Below are 26,023 nucleotides of genomic sequence, written 5' to 3'. Positions count from 1 at the left end.
TCATCTTTTATTTATAGTAACACTTATGTCTTTTTATCATATTATCTCAAAAAGTATAATACATATGCATGTGTTGTGTTAATGGCGTAGAGGGGAATTGTGATCTGTAAATGCTCATATAATAAGCCTAGGTCATAAGGATTAGCATAGATATTCATATAATAAAAATTGATAAAATAAGTTATTCATACTTGAGCCAATCTTTTTTTATTAAAAGTCTGTTATCAACAGTAACAGTATTAACTTTCTTGTAAGAGAGTATCATTAAAGAATTATATCTATTGTGGTGAAGGTAGGGTATAGAGTTGTTGTAATTTCATTAAGAGGTAATTGTACAGAGTTTAAATTTTTGTTCTAATATATTTTGAAATGTAATTTTTTGTGACTATTTCTTGACAGAAAATTTGTTTTTTAGCTTATGAAAAATAAGCTCTATTTTATTTCTAGACTAAAATAATTTTGTAAATGTTTAAAGCTTGACAAACAATTTTAAACATTCATATTTGCAGTATATTATTTTGGGAATTAAGATTGTGTAGGATATTTTATCTCTACAGAAAAGTGTAATTATAATATAATTACACTACAGATGATTTCATTAGGATGAATATTCATTCTTTAAATGATTTATTAATTGATTCAAAAATAAAAAAAATAAAAAAATAAAATCAGGTAATCGTTTTACGATTATCTGATTTTTAATGTAGCAATAGTTAATGCAGCTAATAAAATACCTATTAACCAAAAACGAATTACAATCTTAGCTTCTGGGATAGCATTTAATGGTTTCTGAAAAATGGCATTTATTCCCGTATTTCCATCTTTCTGAAAATGATGATGAATAGGTGTCATTTTGAATATTCTTTTGCCTATTCCAGTTTTCTTTCTTGAATATCTAAAATAAGCCACTTGAATAATTACAGAAAGATTTTCTACAAAGAAAATTCCACAAAGAAGAGGCAATAATAATTCCTTACGAATAACAATGGCAAATACTGCAATAATTCCACCTAATGTAAGTGCCCCTGTATCACCCATAAAAACTTGAGCTGGGAAAGCATTATGCCACAAGAACCCGATACATGCACCAATAAAAGCTCCTGCAAAAACTGTTAATTCCTCACAGCCTGGTATGTACATGATATTTAAGTAAGAAGCAAACTCTAAATGAGCAGATACATAGGCAAAAACACCTAATACAATACCAATGATAGCAGAACTACCAGCGGTCAAACCATCTAACCCATCTGTTAAATTTGCTCCATTAGATACGGCTGCCACAATAAAAATAGCAACTAAAACAAAAAGTACTAAAGTAGCGGTTGTACGGTGATTAGGCATAAATGTAGTTAAATCTCTATAATCGAGATTATTATTTTTAAGAAACGGAATAGTAGTTTTGGTAGATTTCAATGGAGTAGTATAAAAAATCTCTTTTTTCTCTCCTTGTCGGTGTATTTTTACATTTTCATATATTGCAATGTTGGGAGAAAAATAAACAGTTAAACCAACTATCAATCCTAATCCTACTTGTGCTAGTATTTTTATTTTTCCAGATAATCCTTCTTTATATTTCTGAATGGCTTTAATATAATCGTCTATCAATCCAAGAACTCCTAACCAAACAGTAGAAATTAACATCAATAATATATATATATTTGAAAGACGAGCTAGTAATAAAACAGGCACCAAAATCGCTACAACAATAATAATACCACCCATAGTGGGTGTTCCTTTTTTTTGTATTTGTCCTTCAAGTCCAAGATTACGAACAAATTCTCTTATTTGATGTCTCCTTAAAGATTGAATTATTTTTCCACCAATAAGTATAGAAATAATTAAAGATAAAGACAAAGACAAAGTAAATCGAAAAGAGATATATTGAAATATTCTTGTTCCAGGTACATTTAATCGGTTAAGGAAGTGAAATAAACTATATAACATGGGTTAAATTTTAATTTATGATATTCATTACGATCTCTCTATCGTTAAAATAATTCTTTACTCCTTTTATTTCTTGGTAATCTTCATGTCCTTTTCCTGCAATTAATATTATATCATTTGGTTGAGCAAAAAAACAAGCTGTATGAATGGCTTCTTTTCTATCAATAATACAAATAATTTTCTTTCGTTGATTATTGTTTAATCCGGTAAGCATATCTTTAATAATATCATTAGGATCCTCAAAGCGAGGATTATCGGAAGTTAAAATAATGTTTTGACTTAGTCGGACAGCTTCTTTTGTCATAATTGAGCGTTTCCCTTTGTCTCTATTTCCACCACAACCAATTACTGTTACTATTTTCCCCTTCCCATTCGAAACTGCTTTGATGGTATTTAAAACGTTGGTTAAAGCATCAGGAGTATGTGCATAATCTATAATAACAGTAAATCCTGCTGGAGCATGTAAAGTTTCAAATCTACCAACAACAGGATGAATTATACTTAATAAAACCATTACTTCATCAGATTCTTCTCCTAATAAAATAGCTGTTCCGTAAACTGCCAAAAGATTATAAACATTGAATTTTCCCACAAACAAAGTGGAAAGTTCTTTATCATTAATAGTCATTAATGTTCCATTAAAATATAATTCTAAAATCTTACTTTTAAAATCGGCCAATGATTGAAGAGAGTAAAATTTTTTATATGCTTTTGTATTTTGTAGCATAAATTTTCCGTTCTTATCATCTTTGTTGGCTAAAGCAAAAGCATCAATAGGAAGTAAGTCAAAAAAAGATTTTTTTACATTTCTATAAATATTGAATGTTTTATGGTAGTCTAAATGATCCCTAGTAAGATTAGTAAAAACACCTCCTTTAAATCGTAATCCGGCAATTCTTTTTTGATATATAGCATGTGAACTTATTTCCATAAAAGCATAATCACAACCTTCAATAACCATTTGAACTAATAAAGCATTTAATTCTATTACGCCAGGAGTAGTATGAGTAACTGGAATAATTCGGTTATTGATATAATTACAAATAGTAGAAATCAATCCTACCTTATACCCCAATTTTTTAAAAATTTTATATAATAGAGTAGCAACAGTTGTTTTTCCATTGGTTCCGGTGATTCCAATCAGTTGTAGTTTTTTTGATGGTTCTCGATTCCATAAAGAAGCTATTTTTCCTAAAGCTTCAGGACTATCTTTTACTTGAATATACGTTATACCTGGCCGAAGAATTATAGGTAAAGTTTGACAAATAATTGTTTTTGCTCCATTTTCAATGGATTCTTCTATATAATTATGTCCATCTACTCGATTACCTACAATAGCAACAAATAAATAGTTTTCTTTAACCTGTCGAGAATCTGAATGGATTCCAGCCAAGTCAAGTTCTTTTCCTTCAAATACTAATTTCATACATATTATTTTAATTGTAATGAAACAATTTGTTTTTTTATAATATTTGTTCCTGCCGGAACAGATTGTGAAGTAATTGTTCCCCTTCCAGAAATACTTACTTTTAACCCAACACTTTCTAAAGCAAAAATTGCATTTTTAGCACCCATTCCTCTTACATCTGGGACAAGCGTAACACTTTTTTTTCTGTTTAAAAGTATTATTCTGTTATTTTCTTCAATGCAGGAAACAATTCCTTGTTGTAATTTACCTCTTTCTTCGTAAGGGATTCTTAATTCTTTTAATATTTTTATAAAATTCTCTCTCCTACCATTTTTTAAAACAGGTATTAATGAATGAAGGGTATCTATGGGAAATGATGATTCTATGTTAGGAATGATATTTCTTGCAGATATTTCTTCTGCAATATTTTTAAAAACTGATCCACACATACTTCCTCCTGATGGTACCCCATTACTTGGTTTTCGAATAACAACGATACAAGAATATTGTGGATTTTTTGCTGGAAAATATCCACAAAATGTTACTTGATGTAACAATATTTTTGACTTATATCCTATTTTACCTTGTGAAATTTGAACTGTTCCTGTTTTTCCAGCAATACGTACTTTGTCAGAATGAGCTGGTTTCCCTGTTCCATCAGACATATTTACTACATCATCTAACATTTGACGAATTGTTTTTAATGTAGAAAAAGAACAAATTTGATTATTAATCACCTGTGTTTCTTTCCTTTCTATAACTTTACTCCCCTCTTTAATTTCTTGTACAAATATGGGTTTGAGTAATTTTCCATTATTAGCAATAGCATTGAAAAATGCCAATATATAAATAGGAGGAATTTGTATTCCGTAACCAAATGACATCCATGGCAATGTAGTACGTGCCCAATATCTTCCTTTATCATGCGGATGATGAATTTGAGGAACTCCATAACCTGGTATTTCTAATTTCATATCTTTATGAAATCCTATCTTATAAATACCATCTACGTATTTTTCAGGATTATTCCTATAAGCTTTTTCAATTAAACGAGCTATCCCAATATTGGATGAATAACGAATGCTCTGAGATGCCGTAATTTTCCCATACCCACCATGCTCTGCATTATGATCTTTCAAGAGTCGTCCAGCAATCATTACCATCCCATTTTCTGTATCTACTGAATCTTCCGAATGAATTAAACAATCTTCTATTGCTACCATCATAGAAACCACTTTGAAAGTAGAACCTGGTTCAACCAAATCAGAAACAGCGAAATTTTGAATTTCTCTCCAAATGCCTTTTTTTATACGCCTCATATTGGTAATAGCTTTAATTTTTCCTGTAGATACTTCCATTACTACAACTGTACCTGATTCAGCATCAAACTCTTTTAATTTATTTAGTAATTCTTTTTCTGCAATATCTTGTATTGTAATATCAATAGTTGTCACAATGTCTTTTCCTATAATAGGTTTTATATCGACAATATTAATGTATTTTCCACATATTTTTTTTCGTGTACCTATACCAGAGGTTCCACTCAAAAAATTATTATAATATTTTTCAAGACCACTTTCCCCGCCTTTTTCTATTTCTCCATAGACATTCCCGATAGTTCGTGAAGCCAATGTTCCATATGGTTTTATTCTTTTTACTAATTCCTTATAATATAATCCAGATTTATTACGGCCTTGATTGAAATATGGCATTTTGCATATTTTTTTCCATTGAAAATAATTTACATTTTGATCTAATAAACGATATTTTCTATTTTTTTTAAAACGGGTTTCCCATCCTTTCATAATATGACTTTTGTATTGTTCTGCAGATTTTTGAGGAAACATTTTCTGTAATTCACCAGAAATATCTCTCACATATTTTTTTAAAGTATCTTCTTTGATACCTTCTGCTAAGAAATCTATAAATAAACGATATTGAGATTCAGAGGTAGCCATTAGTTCATAATTAGAAGAATAGATATTTCCACGTATAGTTGGTATTTGTATATTGGTATGAATTTGTTTAAGACCAATTTTTCTCCAAAAACTTCCGTAAACAAATGAAGTAATACATGCCTTTCCAAAAATAGAGGCGGCAAGTATAACAATAACAATTGCTATAAAAGCGTAACGAATCATTGCCTGCTTAATTATTAACTGTTTTTCAGACATATGTCATTTACGCAACTTAAATATCTGTGTATTAGAAATGAATAATCCTATATCTCTTGATTCTAACAATTTCTCAATTTGTGATAAGCGACTATTAAAAGCCAATTTTGTCGAAATAATTAGATTTTGATATTTTATGTTCTTTAATTGCTCTTCTAAAGCTTCTATTTCAACTATTTTTTTCATGCAAGAATATTTATTACTAATAAAAAATATAAACAGTATCACTATTAATATGAGTAATTTTGGGTGTTTAAGAAGCAAATGTTCCACTAATATATCACCTCTGATGATATATCGAAATTTTTTCTTTTTTTGTTTTGTTATTTTATCCATGTTTATATTTTTTCAGCAATTCTTAACTTAGCACTTCTAGAGCGTGGATTTTGCGTTGTTTCCTTATTGTTCGGAACAATTACTTTATGATTAATAATTTTGAAAGGAGATAAAATGTTACCATAAAAATCTTTCTCAATTTCTCCATAAAAATTACCCGTCTTAAAAAAGAATTTTACCAAACGATCTTCCAAAGAATGATAAGTTATTACTGCTATTCTTCCACCTGACTTTAATAACAGTTTTGATTGAATAAGCATTTCTTTTAAAGCATCCAATTCTTTATTTACTTCAATTCGTACAGCTTGAAAAGCTTGAGCTAATTGTTTTTTCTCCTTTCCTTTTCTTACAAAAGGGGTAAGTACGTACAAAAAATCTTGTATAGTTTGTACATTTTTTTTTTTTCTTGCTTGAAAAATAGCATGTGAAATACTGGCTGAATTTTTTAGTTCGCCGTACATATCAAATATATCGGTTAATTCCTCTTCGGAATAAGTATTTAAAATATCTGAAGCAGTCTTTCCATCTCTCTTGTTCATTCGCATATCTAAATTACTAGCAAAGCGAAACGAAAATCCCCTACTATTATCATCAAAATGAATTGAGGAAACTCCCAAATCTGCTAATAATCCATCTATTTTCTTCACATTATACCAATCCATAAAGTGAGTAAGGTAACGGAAATTACTTCTTACAAAAGTAAATCTAGAATCAGAAAGAATATTTTTTTCACTATCTTCGTCTTGATCGAATCCATACAAATGTCCTTTATTTCCTAATCTACTCAATATTTCTTTAGAATGACCACCTCCTCCAAAAGTTATATCTACGTAAATACCTTCTCTGGAAATATTTAATCCCTCTACACTTTCCTTTAAAAGAACTGGTATATGATAAGCAGGTATTTTGCTCATAATCAATTCAAATCAAACCCAATTTAAACATAAAAATACAATATTTTCATGCAATTTTTATAGTAATTACAATGAGTATTTATACATTTGTATCGTAGAAACTCATTGTGTATACAATACAGTAAAAAACAAAATATTATGAAAGTGTTAGTTCTTACAGAAAAACCTTTTGCAGTAGAAGCAGTTGAAAGTATTAAGCAAATTATTAGCAGTGCTTTGATGGAAATAGTTATCTTAGAAAGATATACAAATAAATTTCAAGTTTTAGAGGCTATAAAAGATATAGACGCCATTATTATTCGAAGTGATTTAATAACGAATGAATTTTTGGAAGCTGCGAAAAAAATAAAAATTATAGTTCGAGCTGGTTCTGGTGTAGATAATATAGACTTAACAGCAGCTACAATTCGCAATATAGTTGTAATGAATACTCCAGGACAAAATGCTAATGCAGTAGCTGAATTAGCTTTGGGAATGATGATTAAAGCTTCACGAAATTTTTATGATGGAAGTAGTGGAACAGAACTTAAAGGGAAAAAATTAGGTATTCACGCATATGGTAATGTAGGACGCAATGTAGCACAAATTGCCAAAGGATTTGGAATGGACATTTATGCATATGATGCTTTCTGTCTTGCTGAAATTATTAAGAAAGACGGGGTGAAAGTACTTAATTCGGTGGAAGAATTGTATGAAATTTGTCAATATGTATCTTTACATATTCCTTCTACACCGGAGACTAAGTTTTCTATCAATTATGATTTATTAAAAAAAATGACTTCAAAAGCTTTTTTAATAAACACGGCTCGTAAGGAAATTATTAACGAAGAAGATTTAATAAAATGGATGAAAGATTATCCAGAGGTTAAATATATAACAGATATAATGCCTAACAATGATAAAGAATTAAAAGTAAAATTTCCTAAACGTTATTTTTCTACTCCAAGGAAAATTGGAGCTCAAACATTGGAAGCTAACAATAATGCAGGGATTGCTGCTGCTAACCAAATTGTAAACTTTTTTTTGAATGGAGATACTCGATTTAAAGTAAACTAAGAACTAAAAGATAATGTTTTTCTAAAAAAATGTCTCTTAATTTGTGCAATATGCGAATATTTTTGATTCTTGTGTAGTAGGAAGTGTTTTGTTTTCTTAGAGCAGGTAGGATCACGGTATTTTTTTTGATCATGGTTGATATATAACTCTCAAAAAGAGAAGTTTTAAGTGCTGAAAAAGAGGCAAACAAGGAGGCTTTATAGAAAAGCTAGTTTGTATAATTATGAAAAGGAGGAGGGGATTATTTCTTCTCGTTAAAATTAAAAAATGCTAATAGCTTTTATATGTCAAAATTTGACTACCATCTAAGTTTTCAACGAGAGCACTGTCCATGCGTTTGGATTATTGAAATAATAAAATAAGAAGAACAGATAGTTTTCATTTGGAAACATTTTCCTACTAAACATGTTCCTAAATCTATAAAAAACTTAGAACAGAAGAGAGTTCATTACTAACCAAAATATAAGATTTCTTTTTTACACAAAATGTAATTTTTTGACAAGTTAGTTTAGAATTTTTTCTGCTACATCGATAGCTTTTTTTAAAGCTCTTAATTTATTATTAACCTCTTGGAACTCAGATTCTTCATTAGATTTTGAAACGATACCAGCTCCAGCTTGGTAGTATAACACATTATTTTTACTAATAAAAGAGCGAATGGTAATTGCTTGATTCAAATCACCATTTAATCCGATATATCCTATACATCCCCCATAGGCTCCTCTTTTATGGGGTTCTATATTGTGTATTAACTCCATTGCTCTAATTTTAGGTGCTCCTGAAAGTGTTCCTGCCGGAAAAGTATCAGCATATATCTTAATAGTATTACTATTCTCTTCCACATCTCCCACTACTCGAGATCCTAAATGAATTACATGAGAATAATATTGCACTTTTTTGTAGAAATCTAAATGTACATTGTGAGTATTTCTACTCAAATCATTTCGAGCTAAATCTACTAACATTACATGTTCAGAATTTTCTTTTGGATCCTCCAACAAATTTTGTGACAGTTGTTTATCTCTCTCGTCATCGCCAGTACGACAAAAAGTTCCTGCAATAGGATCTATATAAGCTTGCCCTTTTGTTATTCGGCAATGGGTTTCTGGACTAGAACCAAAAATACGGAATGAACCAAAATCGAAATAAAATAAATAAGGAGAAGGGTTGATAGAACGCAAAGCGCGATATACTTTAAAATCATCACCAGCAAAAGTTTGAGAAAAACAACGAGAAAGTACTATTTGGAATACATCACCTCTCTTACAATGTTTAATACCTTGACATACCATTTCTTTATAATCACTATCGGTAATTGTAGAAGTTTCATCACCTCTAGCAGTGAAATTATAAGAGGCATAGTTACGATTACTTAAAATAGCTAATACTTCATTCATCTGACTTTTCTCTCCTTCTATAATATTCTCTACGATAGTCATCTCATTTTTAAAATGATTAATGACGAGAACATATCGATAGAAAATATAAATCATATCAGGAATATCCACTACAGTATTTTTCTTTTCTTCAGCGTTAATATCTTCAAAATATTTTACAGCATCATAAGCAGTGTATCCAAAAAAACCATTATACTTCGTAGTATTTCTCTTTATTTTGAAAGAATGAATAAATTGATTTAATTGATCAACAACAGGTAACGTTGTATCTTTTACAATTACAGATGCCAATTGGTTTGGATAAACTAATTTAACTCTGTCGTTTTTTATTTCGAAACGTGCTATTGGATTAAATCCAATAAAAGAAACAGAGTTTTCATTTCCATGAAAATCAGAAGATTCTAATAATACTGATTCAGGGAAAATATCTCTTATTTTCAAATAGATACTGACTGGTGTTTGCAAATCTGCCAAAACTGTTTTGCATTGTGTATTGACAATAGTATACATAACCTTATGTGTTATTGGTTAATAATAAAATAAATCGCTACTATACCACTATTATTTGTGATAAATGAAATATCATAAATAATGGTTGAGGTCATCACATAACAATTGTTCGTAAATGTAATAAAAGTTTTCCAATAGAAAACTCCAGCATATGATATTTACTTTTTCTTTTAATATAATACCAAATATCAACGATGTTTTTACAAATAAAAAAAACAACACAAATTTCCCTAAAATTGAAGTAAATCTTAATTAGAAAACTTATAGGTGAAAAAATTATTTACTTTACATCGGATTACAAATTGATCTATATTGTAGTTAGTATCTTTTAATTGTAAAAGAACAAACAGTTAAACGTATTTTGATAAAATTGCTACGTCATCATTTTGATATCAACTACCGTTTAATATCTATGTTGTTTCAATATTAAAAATCTTTGGATTTTAAGTACTTACTTTTATAAGTGAGTACTTATAGATCATTTTCTTCGATTTCCATAACGATTCATAAACTTGTCTACGCATCCAGCTGTATCCACTAATTTTTGCTTACCAGTATAAAATGGATGAGAAGTGTTAGAAATTTCTAGTTTAACTAGAGGGTAAATAATACCTTCTAGCTCAATGGTTTCTTTTGTATTGATAGTGCTACGTGTAATGAATATGTCATTGTTTGACATATCTTTAAATACAACTGGGCGATAATTGATTGGATGAATTCCTATTTTCATTCAGTATGCTTTTTCAATGGTTAACTATTCTAAACATTTCTTTGCAAAAGTATAGAATTATTCATGAATTCTTATCATTATTCGCGAATAATAATAAGAATATTTCTTTTTTATTTTTTTATTAAAGTATCTTTACAGTAGCTATATGGTTCCCATAGATATTATCAAAAAATATTATAAAGAAAAAAGTAAACTTTATAATATTTTACTTACGCATAGTTTATTAGTGGCTGATAAGGCAATAGAAATAGCACGAGTACACTCAGAATGGGAACTGGATAATACATTTATTTTAGAAGCATCCCTATTACACGACATAGGAATTTATCTAACAAATGCTCCAAACATACAGTGTTTTGGCAATTTCCCTTACATTTTTCATGGTTATTTAGGATTTAAAATTCTTTGGAAAGAAAATCTTCATAAGCATGCTTTAGTCTGCAAAAGACATACGGGATCAGGGTTGACTAAAGAAGATATGTTGCGAAATAACATTCCGATTTTTCATAAAAATTTACTACCAGAGACCTTAGAAGAAAAACTTATTTGTTTTTCCGATAAATTTTTTTCAAAAACTCAACTACAAAAAGTAAAAACAATAGATCAAATAAAAAAATCGCTTTCAAGATATGGATCGGATTCTGTTTTACGATTTGAATATATGGTGAAACTATTCTTAGGATAAGAATGGCAATAAGAGTTAGTATTACAATTATTATTTTAGCATAATTAATTACATTTAACTATTACATTTAACTATTACATTTAACTACTAATTATACAATTACATTTTTTAATGTATGAATATATTTAACTCTTTAATTAAGGGGGAACCTTGGTAATTTATTGATGTATCTAAAATTGAAAAATAAATTCATCAGAATTACTATTTTGACTGAAAGAAGTTCGTCATTATAATGTATTTATTGAAAGATAAATATACTTTCAGATAATGTTAGCAAGTATTATTAGTTGACTGCTATAATCCTATTTTGCCTAGTTTTCAACTATAAAATGTCATTATGAATGTAAAAATTGAACAATCTTGGAGAGAGCATTTAGCTTCTGAGTTTGATAAACCCTATTTTAAAAAGCTAGTTAAATTCATAAAGAATGAATATACCTTAAAAACGATTTATCCTAGAGGTAATAAAATTTTTAGTGCTTTTGACAAGACACCATTTGATAAAGTAAAGGTAGTCATCTTAGGACAAGATCCTTATCATGAACCAGAGCAAGCCAATGGTTTATGTTTTTCAGTTAATGAAAATATTCCACTTCCTCCTTCTTTGAAAAACATCTACAAAGAAGTTCAAGACGATTTAGGAATTGTTTCTTCTACTTCAGGAAATTTAGAAAGATGGTCAAAACAAGGAGTGTTATTGCTTAATTCTATTTTAACTGTTCAGGAACATATGGCAGGTTCGCATCAACAAAAAGGTTGGGAAGAATTTACTGATGCTATTATTCGCATAATAGTGAGAGAAAAACAACATGTTGTATTTCTCTTATGGGGAGCTTATGCGCAAAAAAAAGGAGTTTTTATTCCTTCTGAAGGAAATTTGATGTTAAAATCGGCTCATCCTTCTCCTTTTTCTGCTAATAGAGGATTTTTTGGAAGCAAACCTTTCAGCAAGACTAATAATTTTTTGATAAAAACAGGTCAAATTCCAATTGTCTGGTAACTACAGATATTTGCAGATTTATCAATCTATAAACTTTTATTGATATAAATTCAGGCTCCGTAGTTCAGTGAATAGAACATCAGATTCCGGTTCTGAAAGTCGCAGGTTTGAATCCTGCCGGAGTCACAAAGAAAAAATTTACTTTTATTTATTTCTTGATATCTTTAAATTCCGGTTATTTTTTATCTATCAGGTGTATATAAATTCATTCCCTTTTGCTATCGAGGAAATATATTCATGTATCATCCCCTGAATGAGTCAAATATTTAGCTAGTTTAATTGTAAAATTAGTTAATCTACTTTGTGTATTTTATATCATATTCTGAAATTTCCAGTTGAGGAATTATTGGTGCTCTATTGTAATGTGTTGTTGGATAATGTTTAGGTAATGTTTTGTATGAATTGTGTGGTATAAGGTATATGATATAAAATTTCATTACAGAAATACAAATGTACATACTATTATAAAAAGTTTTAATTTTCTACATTTTTGTATGTTCAGGTATTGTTTATTTTACATTTATGTAAGATTATTTTTCTGGTATATTTTTTATCGATATTTTCTTTTTAATTTTAAGTTAATGGTAATCAATTATATATTGTATTAATACTTTTTGAATCAATACAATTTAAAAGGTATGGTATAATATTTGCGAATACATTAATCTAAACTAAAGAAATTGATTTTATGAGAAAAATTGCTATTTATGGAAAAGGGGGTATTGGTAAATCTACTACTACTCAAAATACAGTTGCTGGTTTAGCAGAAATAGGGCGTAATGTGATGGTTGTGGGTTGTGATCCTAAAGCTGATTCAACACGATTGTTATTGCATGGATTAGCACAAAAAACCGTATTAGATACCCTTCGAGAAGAAGGAGAAGATGTAGAATTAGAAGATGTGATGAAAAAGGGTTTTAAAAATACGAGTTGTGTTGAGTCTGGCGGGCCAGAACCAGGTGTTGGTTGTGCAGGACGTGGGATTATTACTTCTATTAATTTGTTAGAACAACTGGGAGCTTATGATGATGATAAGCAGCTTGATTATGTATTTTATGACGTATTGGGAGACGTTGTATGTGGGGGATTTGCAATGCCTATTCGTGATGGTAAAGCACAGGAAGTATATATTGTTTGTTCAGGAGAGATGATGGCTATGTATGCAGCAAATAATATTTGTAAGTCCATTCATAAATTTGGGAAGGTAGGAGATGTTCGATTAGGAGGATTAATATGTAACTCTCGTAAAGTAGATAATGAGGCAAACATGATAGAGGAATTTGCTAAAAAATTAGGTACTCAAATGATACATTTTATACCTCGAGACAATATGGTACAGCATGCTGAAATTAACCGTAAAACAGTTATTGATTATGCACCGGATCATTCGCAGGCAGATGAATATCGTACTCTTGCCCGAAAAATAGATAATAATACTATTTTTGTTATTCCGAATCCACTCTCTATACAAGAATTAGAGGATCTGCTTATTGGTTTTGGTATTATGAATTGATATTCACTATAAATTAAATTAAAATTAATATGTTATTGATAAGAGCTATTGTTCGGCCAGAAAAATCGCCAATTGTAATGAAAGATTTGTTTAATGCTGGGTTCCCTGCAGTAACAAAATTATCTGTTTTTGGACGAGGGAAACAACGTGGTCTTAAGGTGGGTAATGTCACTTACGATGAATTACCGAAAGATTTATTGATTATTGTAATCAATGAAAAAGATAAAGATTTTGTAGTGGAAACTATTATCAATGCTGCTCGTTCTGGGGTAAAAGGACAAGCAGGTGATGGAAAAATTTTTGTAACCCCAGTGGAAGAAACGTACACCATATCAAGAGCTAAAAAAGATTGACTATGAAACTAATACTAGCAATCATAAGAATAACTAGAATGAGTGAGACTAAAAAAGCCTTGGCAGATGTGGGATTACCGTCATTTACGGCAATGCCCGTTTTAGGGCGTGGGCAAGGGCATGGTGATTTAGAAAAAATCAAAAATGAAACGATAACTAATGAGGATATTGAGTTTTTACCTGAGATTCCTCGTTTAAAATCGAAACGAATTATAACATTGGTTGTGACTGATGAAAAGAGAAAATTAGCAATTGAGACAATTCTCAGAATTAATCATACGGGGAAAAGTGGTGATGGAAAAATTTTTGTAATTAGTACGCTGGATTCTTTCACAATTCGAAGTGGAATTTCCGGAAATACTTCTTTAGATTAATTGAATTTTATTAAAATTTAGCATAAACAATGGTTGACGAAAAAGATAAACTAGAATCGATGGATTCTCTTGTTACTGAACTACAAGGGTTCCGAGAAGAAATAATAACAAAGTATCCTAAAAAAGTTGGAAAAAAAAGGTCAAAATCTATTCTGATTAGTGATCCAAACAATCCACCTGAAATACAAGCAAATGTGCGAACAGTTCCAGGTATCATTACGCAAAGAGGATGTACTTATGCAGGATGCAAAGGGGTAGTATTGGGGCCTACACGTGACATTGTGAATATTACACATGGACCTATTGGATGTGGTTTTTATTCATGGCTTACAAGACGTAATCAAACACTTCCTGTTAATGAAAAAGATTCGAATTTTATTACATATTGTTTTTCTACCGACATGCAAGATTCAAATATTGTATTTGGTGGAGAAGAAAAATTAAAACAAGCCATACGTGAGGCATATGAGTTATTTCATCCTCATACGATTGCTATATTTTCTACTTGTCCAGTTGGATTAATTGGGGACGATGTACACCGTGTAGCAAAACATATGATGGAAGAAATAGGAGGAGGTATTAATATTTTTGGTTTTTCGTGTGAAGGGTACCGTGGTGTATCTCAATCGGCAGGACATCATATTGCTAATAATGGATTATTTAAGAATTTGATCGGTAGAGATGATGAAGTAAGAGGTTCATTGGAGTATCGTGTCAATCTTTTGGGTGAGTATAATATAGGAGGAGATGCTTTTGAATTAGAACGTATTTTTGAAAAGTGTGGTATCAATCTAATTGCTACTTTTAGTGGAAATTCAACTATTCAAAAATTTGAAAATGCACATACTGCTGATCTTAACATGGTGATGTGTCATCGTTCTATCAACTATGTGGCTGAAATGATGGAAACAGCATTTGGTATTCCTTGGATTAAAGTGCAACCTATTGGAGCGAATTCTACGGCAAAAATGCTACGTAAAATAGCACAATATTTTGATAATAAGAAACTTATTAGTAGAGTAGAAGAAGTCATTGCTGAAGAGATAGTTGAAGTGGAAAAAATTTGCAAAGAAGCACGTAAAAGTACTGTTGGAAAATTAGCAATGCTTTTTGTGGGTGGTTCGAGAGCACATCATTATCAGGATTTATTTGAAGAGTTAGGTATGACTACAATTGCTGCAGGTTACGAATTTGGACACAGAGATGACTATGAGGGTCGTCATGTAATCCCAAGTATTCAGATTGATGCAGATAGCCGTAATATTGAGGAAATAACTGTCACAAAAGATCCTACTCGATATAATCCTCGTAAAACAGAGGAGGAATTAAAACTATTGAAGGCAAAAGGGATGGAATTCAATGAATATCATGGATTAATTAGACAAATGGAGAAGGGAGCATTGGTAATAGACGACCTTAGTCATTATGAAATGGATAAATTGATTGGAAAATATCATCCGGATGTTTTTTGTGCAGGTATCAAAGAAAAATTTTGTGTTCAAAAAATGGGAATTCCTTTTAAGCAACTTCATAATTATGATTCTGGTGGACCTTATGCTGGATTTAAGGGGGCAATCAATTTTTACCGTGATATTGAAATGATAGTGAGCGCTTCTATTTGGAATGAAGTGAAGGCACCTTGGGAAAGTGAAGAGTATATAGAAGCAACTTTTGCATATTAAATTGAATTAAATAGTCTTAAAACAAGAGAAAATATGTTATTACGTCATACAACAGAGAAAGAAATAGAAAGAAAGGCATTAACTATTAATCCTGCTAAAACTTGTCAGCCAGTTGGAGCTATGTATGCAGCACTTGGGTTGCATAGATGTTTACCTCACAGTCATGGGTCTCAAGGGTGTTGTTCTTATCATCGTAGTGCACTTACACGTCATTTTAAAGAGCCGATTATGGCTTCTACTAGTTCCTTTTCAGAAGGATCGTCTGTTTTTGGAGGATCTTCTAATCTTGTAAGCGCTATTGATACTATATTTACCGTATACGAACCGGATGTCATTGCTATTCATACTACTTGCTTGTCTGAAACGATAGGTGATGATATGACACAAATTATTTCTAAAGCAAAAGAAGAAGGAAAAATTCCAGAAGGGAGAACGGTTATTTATTGTAATACTCCTAGTTATGTTGGAACGCATATAACAGGTTATTCTAACCAGTTATCTGCTTTTGTTAAATTTTTTTCTACAGCTACACCTAAAAAGAAGAACATAGTTAACTTTATTGCAGGATGGATGGAACCGTCTGATATGCGAGAAATTAGGCGTATAGCTCGTGTGATGGAGGCTCGTATTATTTTGTTTCCAGACACATCAAATGTTTTAGATACTCCTTTAACAGGAAAATTTGAGATGTATCCATCAGGAGGAACTACAATGAAGGATATTATAGAAACTGGTGATAGCAAATTTACCATTGGGCTAGGAGCTTATTCTACAGAGGATGCTTGTGTAAAGTTAGAAAACAAATGTAGAGTTCAGTTTGAGGTTGTAGAGATTCCTATTGGACTAAAAGCGACAGATCGTTTTGTCATTTCTCTTAGTCGTCATGCTAATGTTCCTGTTCCTGATTCTTTGACAGAAGAACGAGGACGTTTAGTTGATTTAATAGCTGATAACTCTAAGTATTTTTATAAAAAAAGAGTAGCTCTTTTCGGGGATCCTGATACGTTAATTCCATTGATTGAATTTTTACTCACTTTAGATATGAAACCGGTGTATATTGTCACAGGAACTCCAGGTAAGCATTTTGATGAGTCTTTAAAAAAAATGCTACTAGAAAGAGTACCAGAAGCTAAATACAAAAGTGGGGAACGTGCTGATATGTTTCAACTCCATCAGTGGATTAAACAAAAGTCAGTAGATTTACTGATTGGTAATACTTATGGTAAGTATATTGCTCGAGACGAAAATATTCCATTTGTTCGTTTAGGATTTCCGGTTACAGATCGTCCGGGTAATAATTATTTTCCATATGTGGGATATATTGGAGCTAGTAACCTGGTTATTAAATTTTTAGAAAAAATATTAGATCATCAAGATGGAACATGTCCTGAATCTAAAGTTGAATTCCAAATCTAAGTTAAAGATGCCTATTTTTTTACAAGGACGCAGAGGGCAAGTTCTTACTAAAGGATCAGATTCTTTCGATTTGGTAGGAGAAAAACCAAGCTTAGCAGGCTCTGTAAGTCAACGAGCTTGTGTTTTTTGTGGTTCTCGAGTGGTTTTATATCCGATAGTAGATGCTTTGCATGTGGTGCATGGACCTATTGGATGTGCCTCTTATACATGGGATATACGTGGTTCTATGTCTTCTGGAGGAGAATTGTATCGTAGGAGCTTTTCTACTGATTTGAGAGAAAAGCATGTAGTATTTGGTGGTGAAAAGCGGCTTTATAAAACTCTTATAGAGTTGATTGAAAAATATTCTCCCGGGGCGGCTTTTGTTTATTCCACTTGTATTGCAGGAGTAATTGGAGATGATATTCGTTCGGTATGTTGTCAAGTGAGAAAAATAAAAAATATTCCAATTATTCCTGTTATGGCAGAAGGATTCCAAGGAACGAAAAAAGATGGCTATAAAATAGCTTGTGAAGCTGTAGCAACTTTACTTGGAACTGATAATAGTAAGGAAATATCTCCATTTAGTATTAATATATTAGGAGATTTCAATCTAGCAGGAGAACTATGGATGTTGACTGATTATTATAAAAAAATAGGTATTCAAATATTAGCATCTTTAACAGGTGATGGACGAGTAAAAGATATCCAAAATGCTCATAGAGCCTCGCTAAATGTAGTGCAATGCTCTGGTTCTATGATTCACTTGGCAAAAATAATGAAGAAAAAATATGGTATTCCTTTTATTAAGGTTTCTTACTTTGGAATTGAAGACGTGTCGGATGCGCTGTATGAAGTATCTAAATTTTTTTGTTATAAAAAATTTATGAAAAATGCTCGTAATTTAGTAAAGGACGAGTTAAGAAAATTACTTCCATTTCTTGATTTTTATCAAAAATCTTTGTTTGGTACAAAAGCTGCTGTTTATGTAGGAGGGGCATTTAAAGCTATTTCATTGGTAAAAGCTTTACGATTAATAGGAGTAAAAACAGTTATTGCAGGAACACAAACAGGCAATGTGGAAGACTATAAATTATTGAAAACTATTTGTGACGATGGGTGTATACTTGTAGATGATTCCAATCCTGTTGAGCTATCTGAATTTGTAAAACAGACTGGAGCTAATCTTTTTATAGGTGGAGTAAAAGAAAGACCCATTGCTTATAAATTGAGAATTGGTTTTTGTGATCATAATCACGAACGTAAACTGGCTCTTGCTGGATACGAAGGTATGCTCAATTTTGCTAAAGAAATATATGAAACAATGAATAGTCCTGTTTGGCAATTCAGCCCTCTTCTTAAATGCAATAAAGAAAAAAATAATAGTTAAAATGAGTATAGTGAAAAAACTACATTGATGAAACAATGCAAAAGAGCTTTTCTTACGAAAAAAATAGTGGAACTTGCAATGCTTGTAAGCAATGTGCTCCATTGGGGGCATGTGTAGTTTTTAGGGGAATAGAAGGTTCATTACCCATGTTGCATGGTTCACAAGGTTGTGCTACTTATATTCGTCGTTATTTGATTAGTCATTTTCGTGAACCGGTGGATATTGCTTCTTCTAATTTTAGTGAAGAAACAACCATTTTTGGAGGAAACAAAAATTTTAATACAGGGATAGATAATATTATTAGCCAATACCATCCAAAAATAATTGCTATAGCAAGTACTTGCTTAAGTGAAACTATCGGAGAAGATGTACGTCGTCTTATTTATGAATATAAAAGTATGCATAGATCAGATAAAAACCTACCTGAAATGATTTTTGCTTCTACTCCAAGTTATCAAGGAACGCATTATGAGGGGTTTCATGAAGCGGTTTATGCAGTTGTAAAAGCATTGGCAAATGAAGATGGAAAATTTGGAAATCACATTAATTTATTTAGCAATTTTATTTCACCAGAAGATATTCGACATCTAAAGGAAATAGTTAATGATTTTGATATTGATGCTATGATTTTTCCTGATTATTCGGAAACACTAGATGGAACATCATGGGATACTTATCAACGTGTTCCTGAAGGAGGAACTCTAGTTAATGCTTTAAGAGGAAGTTCATTGGCTTCTAGTTCTATTGAACTAGGGTATATACTGAATACAGGAGGTAGAAATGGAAGGATAAAAACTAATTTTCTTTTTCAATCGGCAGGTGAATACCTTCAAACAAAATTTGATGTGAATCTTTTTCGTACAGGATTGCCGATAGGTATTCGAGAAACAGATAAGTTTTTTCAATTATTATCATCCATTTCAAATAAATCTATTCCTGTAAAGTATGAAAAACAACGAGGGCGTTTGGTTGATCTATATATAGATGGGCATAAGTATGTGTCTGGGAAGAGAGCTATTATTTATGGAGAAGAAGATTTGGTTGTTGCTTTGACTGCTTTTACTTCCGAAATTGGTATTAAACCTTTATTGTGTGCCACGGGTGGGGAAAGTGGAAAACTTGAAGATATCCTTAAGAATGTACTTGGCGATATGTATTCTAAAGAAACAATTGTTGGGCAAGGTATAACTTTTGAGCAAATTGAGGACACCATTATCAATTCAAATATTCAACCTGATTTAATGATTGGGAATAGTAAAGGTTACTATATTGCTCACAAATTGGGTATTCCGTTGATTCGTATTGGGTTCCCTATACATGATCGTATTGGTGCCGCTCATAATAAATTATTAGCATATGAAGGGACTACTTTACTGTTTGAACAAATTGTAAATACTTTACTAGAGGATAAGCAACGTCGTTCCTCTGTAGGATATAAGTATATGTAAAAGATTCTAAAGTATGAATATAGAAAAAATGAACAGTCACCCCTGTTTCAATATTGGTTCCAAAGATAAGTATGCACGGGTGCATTTACCTGTTGCTCCCAAATGCAATATTCACTGTAATTATTGTAATCATCGTTATGATTGTTGTAATGAAAGTAGGCCAGGTGTAAGTAGTACATTATTATCTCCAGAGCAAGCAGTATGTTTTCTTAAAACTTTGTTTGAAAAGTTACATAGTATTAATGTCATTGGTATTGCTGGACCGGGCGATCCTTTTGCAAGCCCTGAAATCACAATGCAAACAGTACGTTTAGTAAAAAAAGAATTTCCTGAGAAAATTATATGTCTTTCAACTAATGGATTGGATTTGTTACCATATTTAGAAGAATTAGTAGAAAGAGGATTATCTCATCTTACAATAACTATTAATTCTGTTAAGTCTGAGACTTTAGCTAAACTATACCGTTGGGTGAGGTACAACAAACGAGTTTATAGAGGAGAGATAGGAGGAAATATCTTATTGGAACAGCAATTAAAATGTCTTCAAAAAGCACAGGAAAAAGGTATTATTGTTAAAATCAATACGGTGATTTGTCCTGGTATTAATAATGATGATAAAGAAATAGAGGAAATTGCTAAAAAAGTTGCTACTCTAGGTGCCGATACAATGAATTGTATCCCAATATATCCTATTGAGAATACAGAATTTGCTTCTTTACCTGTTCCTTCAAAGGAAGAAATGAAGAGAATAAAATCAATTGTTGCACAATATATTCGTCCAATGACACACTGTGCTCGTTGTCGAGCTGATGCTGCTGGATTATTAGGACATGATAATGCAGAAATGATGGATCTTATCGGACAATTTTCTACGTTCAATCAAAATATTGAGCGAATTGAAAAACGTCATCGTGTAGCTGTTGCTAGTAATGAAGGACTTTTGGTTAATTTACATTTAGGAGAAGCAAGGAAAGTTTATATTTTTGAAAAATCTCGAAATGGTTATCATTTTATAGAAATGCGTTCTATGCCTTCAAAGGGTAAAGGTATAAATAGATGGATAGAACTAGTGGATAAAACTCTTATTGATTGCCAAGCTATTTTAGTTGCAGGGATAGGAAAAAATCCTATGAAGGTAATTCAGGGAAGAGGTATTCGGATTGTTCGGATGAGTGGACTTATTGATGCAGGTCTAGATGCGATATATTCTAATCTTCCTATAAAAACAATTTGCCGTAGTCAGTATGCAAGATGTGGAGAAGATTGCAGAGGTAGTGGAAATGGTTGTGGATAAATTATACAGATAAAAAATCTGTATAATTAATATCAAACATTAGGATTTAGTTGTTTTTGAAGACTGATTTTATCTGTTATCTCAATTGTAAAGACTCTGTTTTGAAAAAAATGTGTTGTAAATATTATATCAATTAACTTTTTTATGAAAAAACCAGATTACACTATTTTAGTTTGTAACTCTTATAGAGTTACAGGAGATTCGCAGGGTTTTTGTAATAAACAGGGTGCTATTTCTTTATTGCAATATATTACTGAAGAATGTGCCGATCGTAGTATAAATGCAGTTGTTACTACAACTGCTTGTTTGAATGTTTGCAGTCAAGGTCCTATTTTAATAATTCAACCAAATAATTATTGGTATGGTGGAGTAACTAAGGATAAGGTGGATGAAATTCTTGATGCTTTAGAAGAAGAGAAGCCAGTTGAGGAGTATTTTATCACATAAATAAAGGATAAGGGTATAGTTTTCACTAAAATGTTATTATCTGTTTAAAAACATAAATTAGCACTGTTGTGCGAGGACAGTCTACTTTTAAATATACTGATGAAGTTATTTGTTTTTTTATTTTTGATGATTTTATAGACATTCAATTACTAAAAGGTAGAGAATTATATACTAAAAAGCTTCCCCCTTTTATTTTATGAATATTCTCAATGGGAGAATTATTCCTTTTTACTCTCACCATGATATTATACGGAAGATTTGATGGTGAATATTATCTTACTTTGAACAATTAAGTTACAAGTAATAACATTTTGATAACCTTACTTGTTAAATCGTTTGCTATAGGATGATTGGAATCGCAGAATACTGTAATTTTTTTGTTAAAAATATAATTTTATTGTAATAAATTTTCTGAAAATTATTTTATAGAACCGATAGCATTCAAGCTTATAAATTTTATTAAATCAATTTCGATTTTGCTTTTCCAACTAGTATCTAATTAGTTTATAATATTTATGTTACAGGGTATTTAGTACTAATGCTAACTTTGTTGTTTATAAAGTTTAAAAAGTAATTGATACTATATCTTCGAGAAGGTATACAAAATGCTAAGGTAAATTCAGAAATTTATACTATCAATAATATTTTATTTATTTTCTGTTGTTTTTTGATAACGTTCTGTTATCTTAAAAAGATCTGAAAGATATCGTTTTTTCATTTTTAGATTGTTTTCTGAAAAAAAATATACAATATGGTGTAGGAAAATAATATTTTTTCCTATGTCCTCTAAGAGAGATGTATATTGATAATCGTTTAAACGATTATACCATTTCAAATCCTTTAATAATGTTTCTGCTAATTGTATATATAATTCATTTGCTTTTTTTATATTTCCGATTTGATGATAAGCATTTGCAAGAGGAGCAGTGGAAAGGTAATCATAAGGAACATTGTAGAATGGTATCACTTTCAGGCATTTATCCAATACTTTTTTTGCTCTTTCAAAATCATTTTTTTCTACTAATTTCATGGCTAATTGTCCAAATATCATGCGAAAAGTTTTTATCATTCGTATGGCATTTTCGTCTAGATAAAGGCCTGGTTGTTCTAAATTTCCCCAATGATATTTGTTCATTACGTTATCATACATTACGTCAGTATCAATGGGTTGATATTGAGCAGCCTCAAACGGGACAATTCGATAAGCTATGCCATCACAACGGAAATATGGGAAAAGTCGTAAATATTTATCATAATCTACAGTTATAGCATAATAAACAGGACGTGACCAATTTTTGTTGTTTTTCAATATTTCTAATATCATCATTTCATCTTTTGTTAAGTATTTTTTTTCATTGAAAGCTAGTTCTTCATTCTTATTTCTTTTAGAGCCTAGATCTAAAAGAAGATAAGGAGGTATCCATGTTGCATTTTCAGGTTTTACTAATCCTGATTTAATTGCTGCTATTGAATCAATAGGAATGGTTATTTTGTAAGTTGGAATGTTATCTATTTCAAAGTTATATCCTAAAAGGTACTTATCCTTTATATTTTCTGATTTAATACGATTTAATACTTCTGTTACCTGCATTGGTTCTTTGCATTCATCGAAGATATAAGCAAAATCGTGTTTTCCTTGTATATATTCATATTTTTTCCATTCAATTGGAAGTGCTCTAGATTCGTATACTTGTCGTTTCATTTGATCAATGTACCAGTCAGTTTGTAGATAACTCAAATTACATACGCGAACATCATTACGAAATCCTTCTACTTCTTGTATGTACCATAGGGGGAAAGTATCATTGTCTCCATTAGTAAAAATAATAGCATTTGGTTCACAAGTGGATAGATAATTCATTGCGAAATCCCTAACAATAAATCTTCCTGATCTATCATGATCATCCCATGTTTGAAAAACCATTTGTATAGGAATTAACAGGCAAAGAATAGTTCCTAATATTATTGTTATAGTATTAGGAAGTTTAAGGTATTTTAATCTTCTAATTATTCCAGCTGAACCAAGACCCGTCCAGATACAAAAGGCATAGAATGATCCGGAATAAATATAGTCTCTTTCGCGTGGTTGGAATGGAGGTTGATTGAGATAAATAGCTATAGCCAAACCAGTCATAAAGAAGAGAGAAAAAGTAATCCAAAACTGTTCTATTCCTTTTTTACCGGAATGAATTTGGAAGAGAATACCTATTATCCCAAGCATGAGAGGTAACATGTAAAATTTATTATGCCCTTTATTCTTAGAAATACTATCGGGCATATCATCTTGTGACCCTACTCGAAATTTGTCAAGAAAATTAATGCCTGTTATCCAGTTTCCATTAGAAATTTCACCGTTTCCTTGAATATCGTTTTGTCTTCCGGAAAAATTCCATAAAAAATAACGCCAATACATAAAATTTATTTGATAACGTAGAAAGAATTTTAGATTTTCTCCAAATGTAGGGGTAATAACGCATTTGATTCCTTGGGGAGAAATCACTCTAACACGAGTTCCTTTAAAATTTGACCATTTTTTATATCCTTGTATATGTTGTGGCAATGAACTATACATTCGAGGGAATAATGTGTTTATGTTGTAGACATAATGTTTTTTTCTCCCTAATTCATAATATCTATCTTTTTCAGAAGAATCTTTTTTAGGGATTTGTGACCAAATAGTTCCTTCATCTTTTGTAATAGCTTCGAGCATATTTTCTCTATTTTCATATTTTATTTCGGATGCAAATGTTTGTCCATAGAATAAAGGAGTTTCTCCATATTGCTCACGAGATAAATAGGCTTTCAATGTAAATATATCCTTTGGTGAATTTTGATTCATAGGAGTATTGGATATAGATCGAATAACAATGAGTGCATAAGAAGAATAACCTATAATAATAACTCCAAAGCTAATCAATATAGTATTTAGCGTGACTAGATCTATATTTTTGGATAAAAACAAGTAAGAGCTTAAGACGATTATGATAAAGATACTCAATCCTATTCCGTTACCAATGAATGGTATACCTACTAGAGTAGTAGCTATAATGAAAGCAATTTTTGTTTTTTGAAAATTTGGAGAATTACATGTAGTTCTCCAAATAGCCCATGACAAAACCCCAAGTATAAAGAGCGAATAAAAGAGAATACCAGAGTTGTAAGGAAATTGAAATATGTTAACAAATAAGAGTTCAAACCATCCACATATTTTCATAGAGCCTTGAATTAATCCATAAAGAATAGAAGCTATGATACTGAAAGAAATTATTAAAGAAATAACTGTTCCTTTCCATGTAGGATTAGATTTTTTACGGAAATAATAGACTAATACAATAGCTGGGATACAAAGTAAATTCAATAGATGAATGGCAATGGATATTCCTATTAAATAGGCAATTAATATTAATAATCGATTGGAATGAGGTTCTTCGGAAATGTATTCCCACTTCAAAATTAACCAAAAAACAATTGCGGTCATAAAGGAAGAAAAAGCATATACTTCTCCTTCTACAGCTGAGAACCAAAATGTATCAGAAAAAGCATAAATTAAAGCCCCTGTTACACCTGATCCTAAAATAGTAATTAATTGAGAAAAATTAATTTTGTTAGAAAAATTATTTAAAATAATTTTTCTAACAAAATGTGTAATAGTCCAAAATAGAAATAAAATAGTTAAAGCACTAAGGATAGCAGAAAGAGCATTTAGGACTAGTGCTACTTGTGAGGGATTTGGAGCAAGATGAGAAACAAGATTACCCAATAACATAAAAATAGGCGCTCCAGGAGGGTGTCCTACTTCTAATTTATATGCCGATGAGATAAATTCACTACAATCCCAAAAGCTAGCTGTTGGTTCAATAGTCATTAAATAGACTGTTGCTGCAATGGTAAATATTATCCATCCTAAAATATTGTTTGCAAGTTTATATTCTTTTATTTCCATTTTATTAAATGTCTATCGGATTTATTATAG

The 26,023-nt window shown here is 30.8% G+C and carries 20 protein-coding genes and 1 tRNA gene; 13 read left to right on the top strand and 8 right to left on the bottom strand.

Translation table 11 applies throughout. The features are described from left to right. Positions 1 to 687 precede the first annotated feature (687 nt). From mraY to rsmH, 5 genes are read right to left on the bottom strand one after another with little or no spacing between them, the layout of a single operon-like run. The gene (gene mraY, locus ACZ5QM_RS01085) at positions 688 to 1,944 is read right to left on the bottom strand and encodes a phospho-N-acetylmuramoyl-pentapeptide-transferase (protein ID WP_464183055.1); all 1,257 of its coding nucleotides are present in this window, start codon (positions 1,942 to 1,944) and stop codon (positions 688 to 690) included. 10 nt (positions 1,945 to 1,954) lie between these two features. Beyond that, positions 1,955 to 3,370, bottom strand: coding sequence for a UDP-N-acetylmuramoyl-L-alanyl-D-glutamate--2,6-diaminopimelate ligase (locus tag ACZ5QM_RS01080; protein ID WP_464183054.1), 1,416 nt, complete (start codon positions 3,368 to 3,370; stop codon positions 1,955 to 1,957). Positions 3,371 to 3,375: 5 nt separating this feature from the next. Next, complete coding sequence (locus tag ACZ5QM_RS01075) at positions 3,376 to 5,526, bottom strand: penicillin-binding transpeptidase domain-containing protein (RefSeq protein ID WP_464183052.1); 2,151 nt, start codon at positions 5,524 to 5,526, stop codon at positions 3,376 to 3,378. Positions 5,527 to 5,529: 3 nt separating this feature from the next. Next, positions 5,530 to 5,862 (bottom strand): FtsL-like putative cell division protein, encoded by a 333-nt coding sequence (locus ACZ5QM_RS01070; protein WP_464183049.1) that lies wholly within the window; start codon positions 5,860 to 5,862, stop codon positions 5,530 to 5,532. 2 nt (positions 5,863 to 5,864) lie between these two features. Next, complete coding sequence (gene rsmH, locus ACZ5QM_RS01065; RefSeq protein WP_464183048.1) at positions 5,865 to 6,776, bottom strand: 16S rRNA (cytosine(1402)-N(4))-methyltransferase RsmH; 912 nt, start codon at positions 6,774 to 6,776, stop codon at positions 5,865 to 5,867. A gap of 138 nt (positions 6,777 to 6,914) precedes the next feature. Here rsmH and ACZ5QM_RS01060 point away from each other — a divergent pair, with 138 nt between their 5' ends. Beyond that, positions 6,915 to 7,832, top strand: a complete 918-nt coding sequence (locus tag ACZ5QM_RS01060) for an NAD(P)-dependent oxidoreductase (protein WP_464183047.1) — start codon at positions 6,915 to 6,917, stop codon at positions 7,830 to 7,832. Between the two features lie 503 nt (positions 7,833 to 8,335). Here ACZ5QM_RS01060 and ACZ5QM_RS01055 read toward each other — a convergent pair. Continuing rightward, positions 8,336 to 9,739: an anthranilate synthase component I family protein gene (locus ACZ5QM_RS01055; protein WP_464203027.1), complete on the bottom strand. Its 1,404-nt coding sequence runs from the start codon at positions 9,737 to 9,739 to the stop codon at positions 8,336 to 8,338. A gap of 478 nt (positions 9,740 to 10,217) precedes the next feature. Next, a complete protein-coding gene (locus ACZ5QM_RS01050) occupies positions 10,218 to 10,469 on the bottom strand; it encodes a type B 50S ribosomal protein L31 (protein ID WP_464183045.1) in 252 nt (83 codons plus the stop codon). A gap of 145 nt (positions 10,470 to 10,614) precedes the next feature. Between ACZ5QM_RS01050 and ACZ5QM_RS01045 the strand changes: the two genes are divergently transcribed. The 12 genes from ACZ5QM_RS01045 to ACZ5QM_RS00990 all read left to right on the top strand — a co-directional run bounded on the left by ACZ5QM_RS01045 (position 10,615) and on the right by ACZ5QM_RS00990 (position 22,050). Continuing rightward, positions 10,615 to 11,154 (top strand): HD domain-containing protein, encoded by a 540-nt coding sequence (locus tag ACZ5QM_RS01045; protein ID WP_464183043.1) that lies wholly within the window; start codon positions 10,615 to 10,617, stop codon positions 11,152 to 11,154. A gap of 337 nt (positions 11,155 to 11,491) precedes the next feature. Beyond that, the gene (locus ACZ5QM_RS01040; protein WP_464183042.1) at positions 11,492 to 12,154 is read left to right on the top strand and encodes a uracil-DNA glycosylase; all 663 of its coding nucleotides are present in this window, start codon (positions 11,492 to 11,494) and stop codon (positions 12,152 to 12,154) included. Positions 12,155 to 12,207: 53 nt separating this feature from the next. Beyond that, positions 12,208 to 12,280, top strand: a tRNA-Arg gene (locus ACZ5QM_RS01035). A 562-nt stretch (positions 12,281 to 12,842) separates the two neighbouring features. Beyond that, positions 12,843 to 13,667 (top strand): nitrogenase iron protein, encoded by an 825-nt coding sequence (gene nifH, locus ACZ5QM_RS01030; RefSeq protein ID WP_464183041.1) that lies wholly within the window; start codon positions 12,843 to 12,845, stop codon positions 13,665 to 13,667. A 29-nt stretch (positions 13,668 to 13,696) separates the two neighbouring features. Beyond that, complete coding sequence (locus ACZ5QM_RS01025) at positions 13,697 to 14,020, top strand: P-II family nitrogen regulator (protein ID WP_464183039.1); 324 nt, start codon at positions 13,697 to 13,699, stop codon at positions 14,018 to 14,020. Positions 14,021 to 14,022: 2 nt separating this feature from the next. Next, positions 14,023 to 14,394: a P-II family nitrogen regulator gene (locus ACZ5QM_RS01020; protein WP_464203026.1), complete on the top strand. Its 372-nt coding sequence runs from the start codon at positions 14,023 to 14,025 to the stop codon at positions 14,392 to 14,394. Positions 14,395 to 14,423: 29 nt separating this feature from the next. Next, positions 14,424 to 16,076: a nitrogenase molybdenum-iron protein alpha chain gene (gene nifD, locus ACZ5QM_RS01015; protein ID WP_464183036.1), complete on the top strand. Its 1,653-nt coding sequence runs from the start codon at positions 14,424 to 14,426 to the stop codon at positions 16,074 to 16,076. A gap of 33 nt (positions 16,077 to 16,109) precedes the next feature. Next, positions 16,110 to 17,492 carry a nitrogenase component 1 gene (locus ACZ5QM_RS01010; RefSeq protein WP_464203025.1) on the top strand — a complete coding sequence of 461 codons (1,383 nt, stop codon included), beginning with the start codon at positions 16,110 to 16,112 and terminating at the stop codon, positions 17,490 to 17,492. 7 nt (positions 17,493 to 17,499) lie between these two features. Then, positions 17,500 to 18,861, top strand: a complete 1,362-nt coding sequence (gene nifE, locus ACZ5QM_RS01005; protein WP_464183032.1) for a nitrogenase iron-molybdenum cofactor biosynthesis protein NifE — start codon at positions 17,500 to 17,502, stop codon at positions 18,859 to 18,861. 35 nt (positions 18,862 to 18,896) lie between these two features. Beyond that, a complete protein-coding gene (locus ACZ5QM_RS01000; RefSeq protein WP_464183031.1) occupies positions 18,897 to 20,309 on the top strand; it encodes a nitrogenase component 1 in 1,413 nt (470 codons plus the stop codon). Positions 20,310 to 20,322: 13 nt separating this feature from the next. After that, positions 20,323 to 21,603, top strand: coding sequence for a radical SAM protein (locus ACZ5QM_RS00995; protein ID WP_464183029.1), 1,281 nt, complete (start codon positions 20,323 to 20,325; stop codon positions 21,601 to 21,603). A gap of 144 nt (positions 21,604 to 21,747) precedes the next feature. Then, positions 21,748 to 22,050: a (2Fe-2S) ferredoxin domain-containing protein gene (locus ACZ5QM_RS00990; protein WP_464183027.1), complete on the top strand. Its 303-nt coding sequence runs from the start codon at positions 21,748 to 21,750 to the stop codon at positions 22,048 to 22,050. Between the two features lie 646 nt (positions 22,051 to 22,696). On the opposite strand, the gene ACZ5QM_RS00985 is transcribed toward ACZ5QM_RS00990, so the two are convergent. Then, positions 22,697 to 25,987, bottom strand: coding sequence for a protein O-mannosyl-transferase family (locus tag ACZ5QM_RS00985; RefSeq protein ID WP_464183308.1), 3,291 nt, complete (start codon positions 25,985 to 25,987; stop codon positions 22,697 to 22,699). Positions 25,988 to 26,023: the final 36 nt, after the last annotated feature.

Source organism: Azobacteroides sp. (SeqCode) (assembly GCF_055395615.1).
Note: the sequence above shows the minus strand (reverse complement) of the source record. Positions and strands in the feature narration are given on the sequence as shown.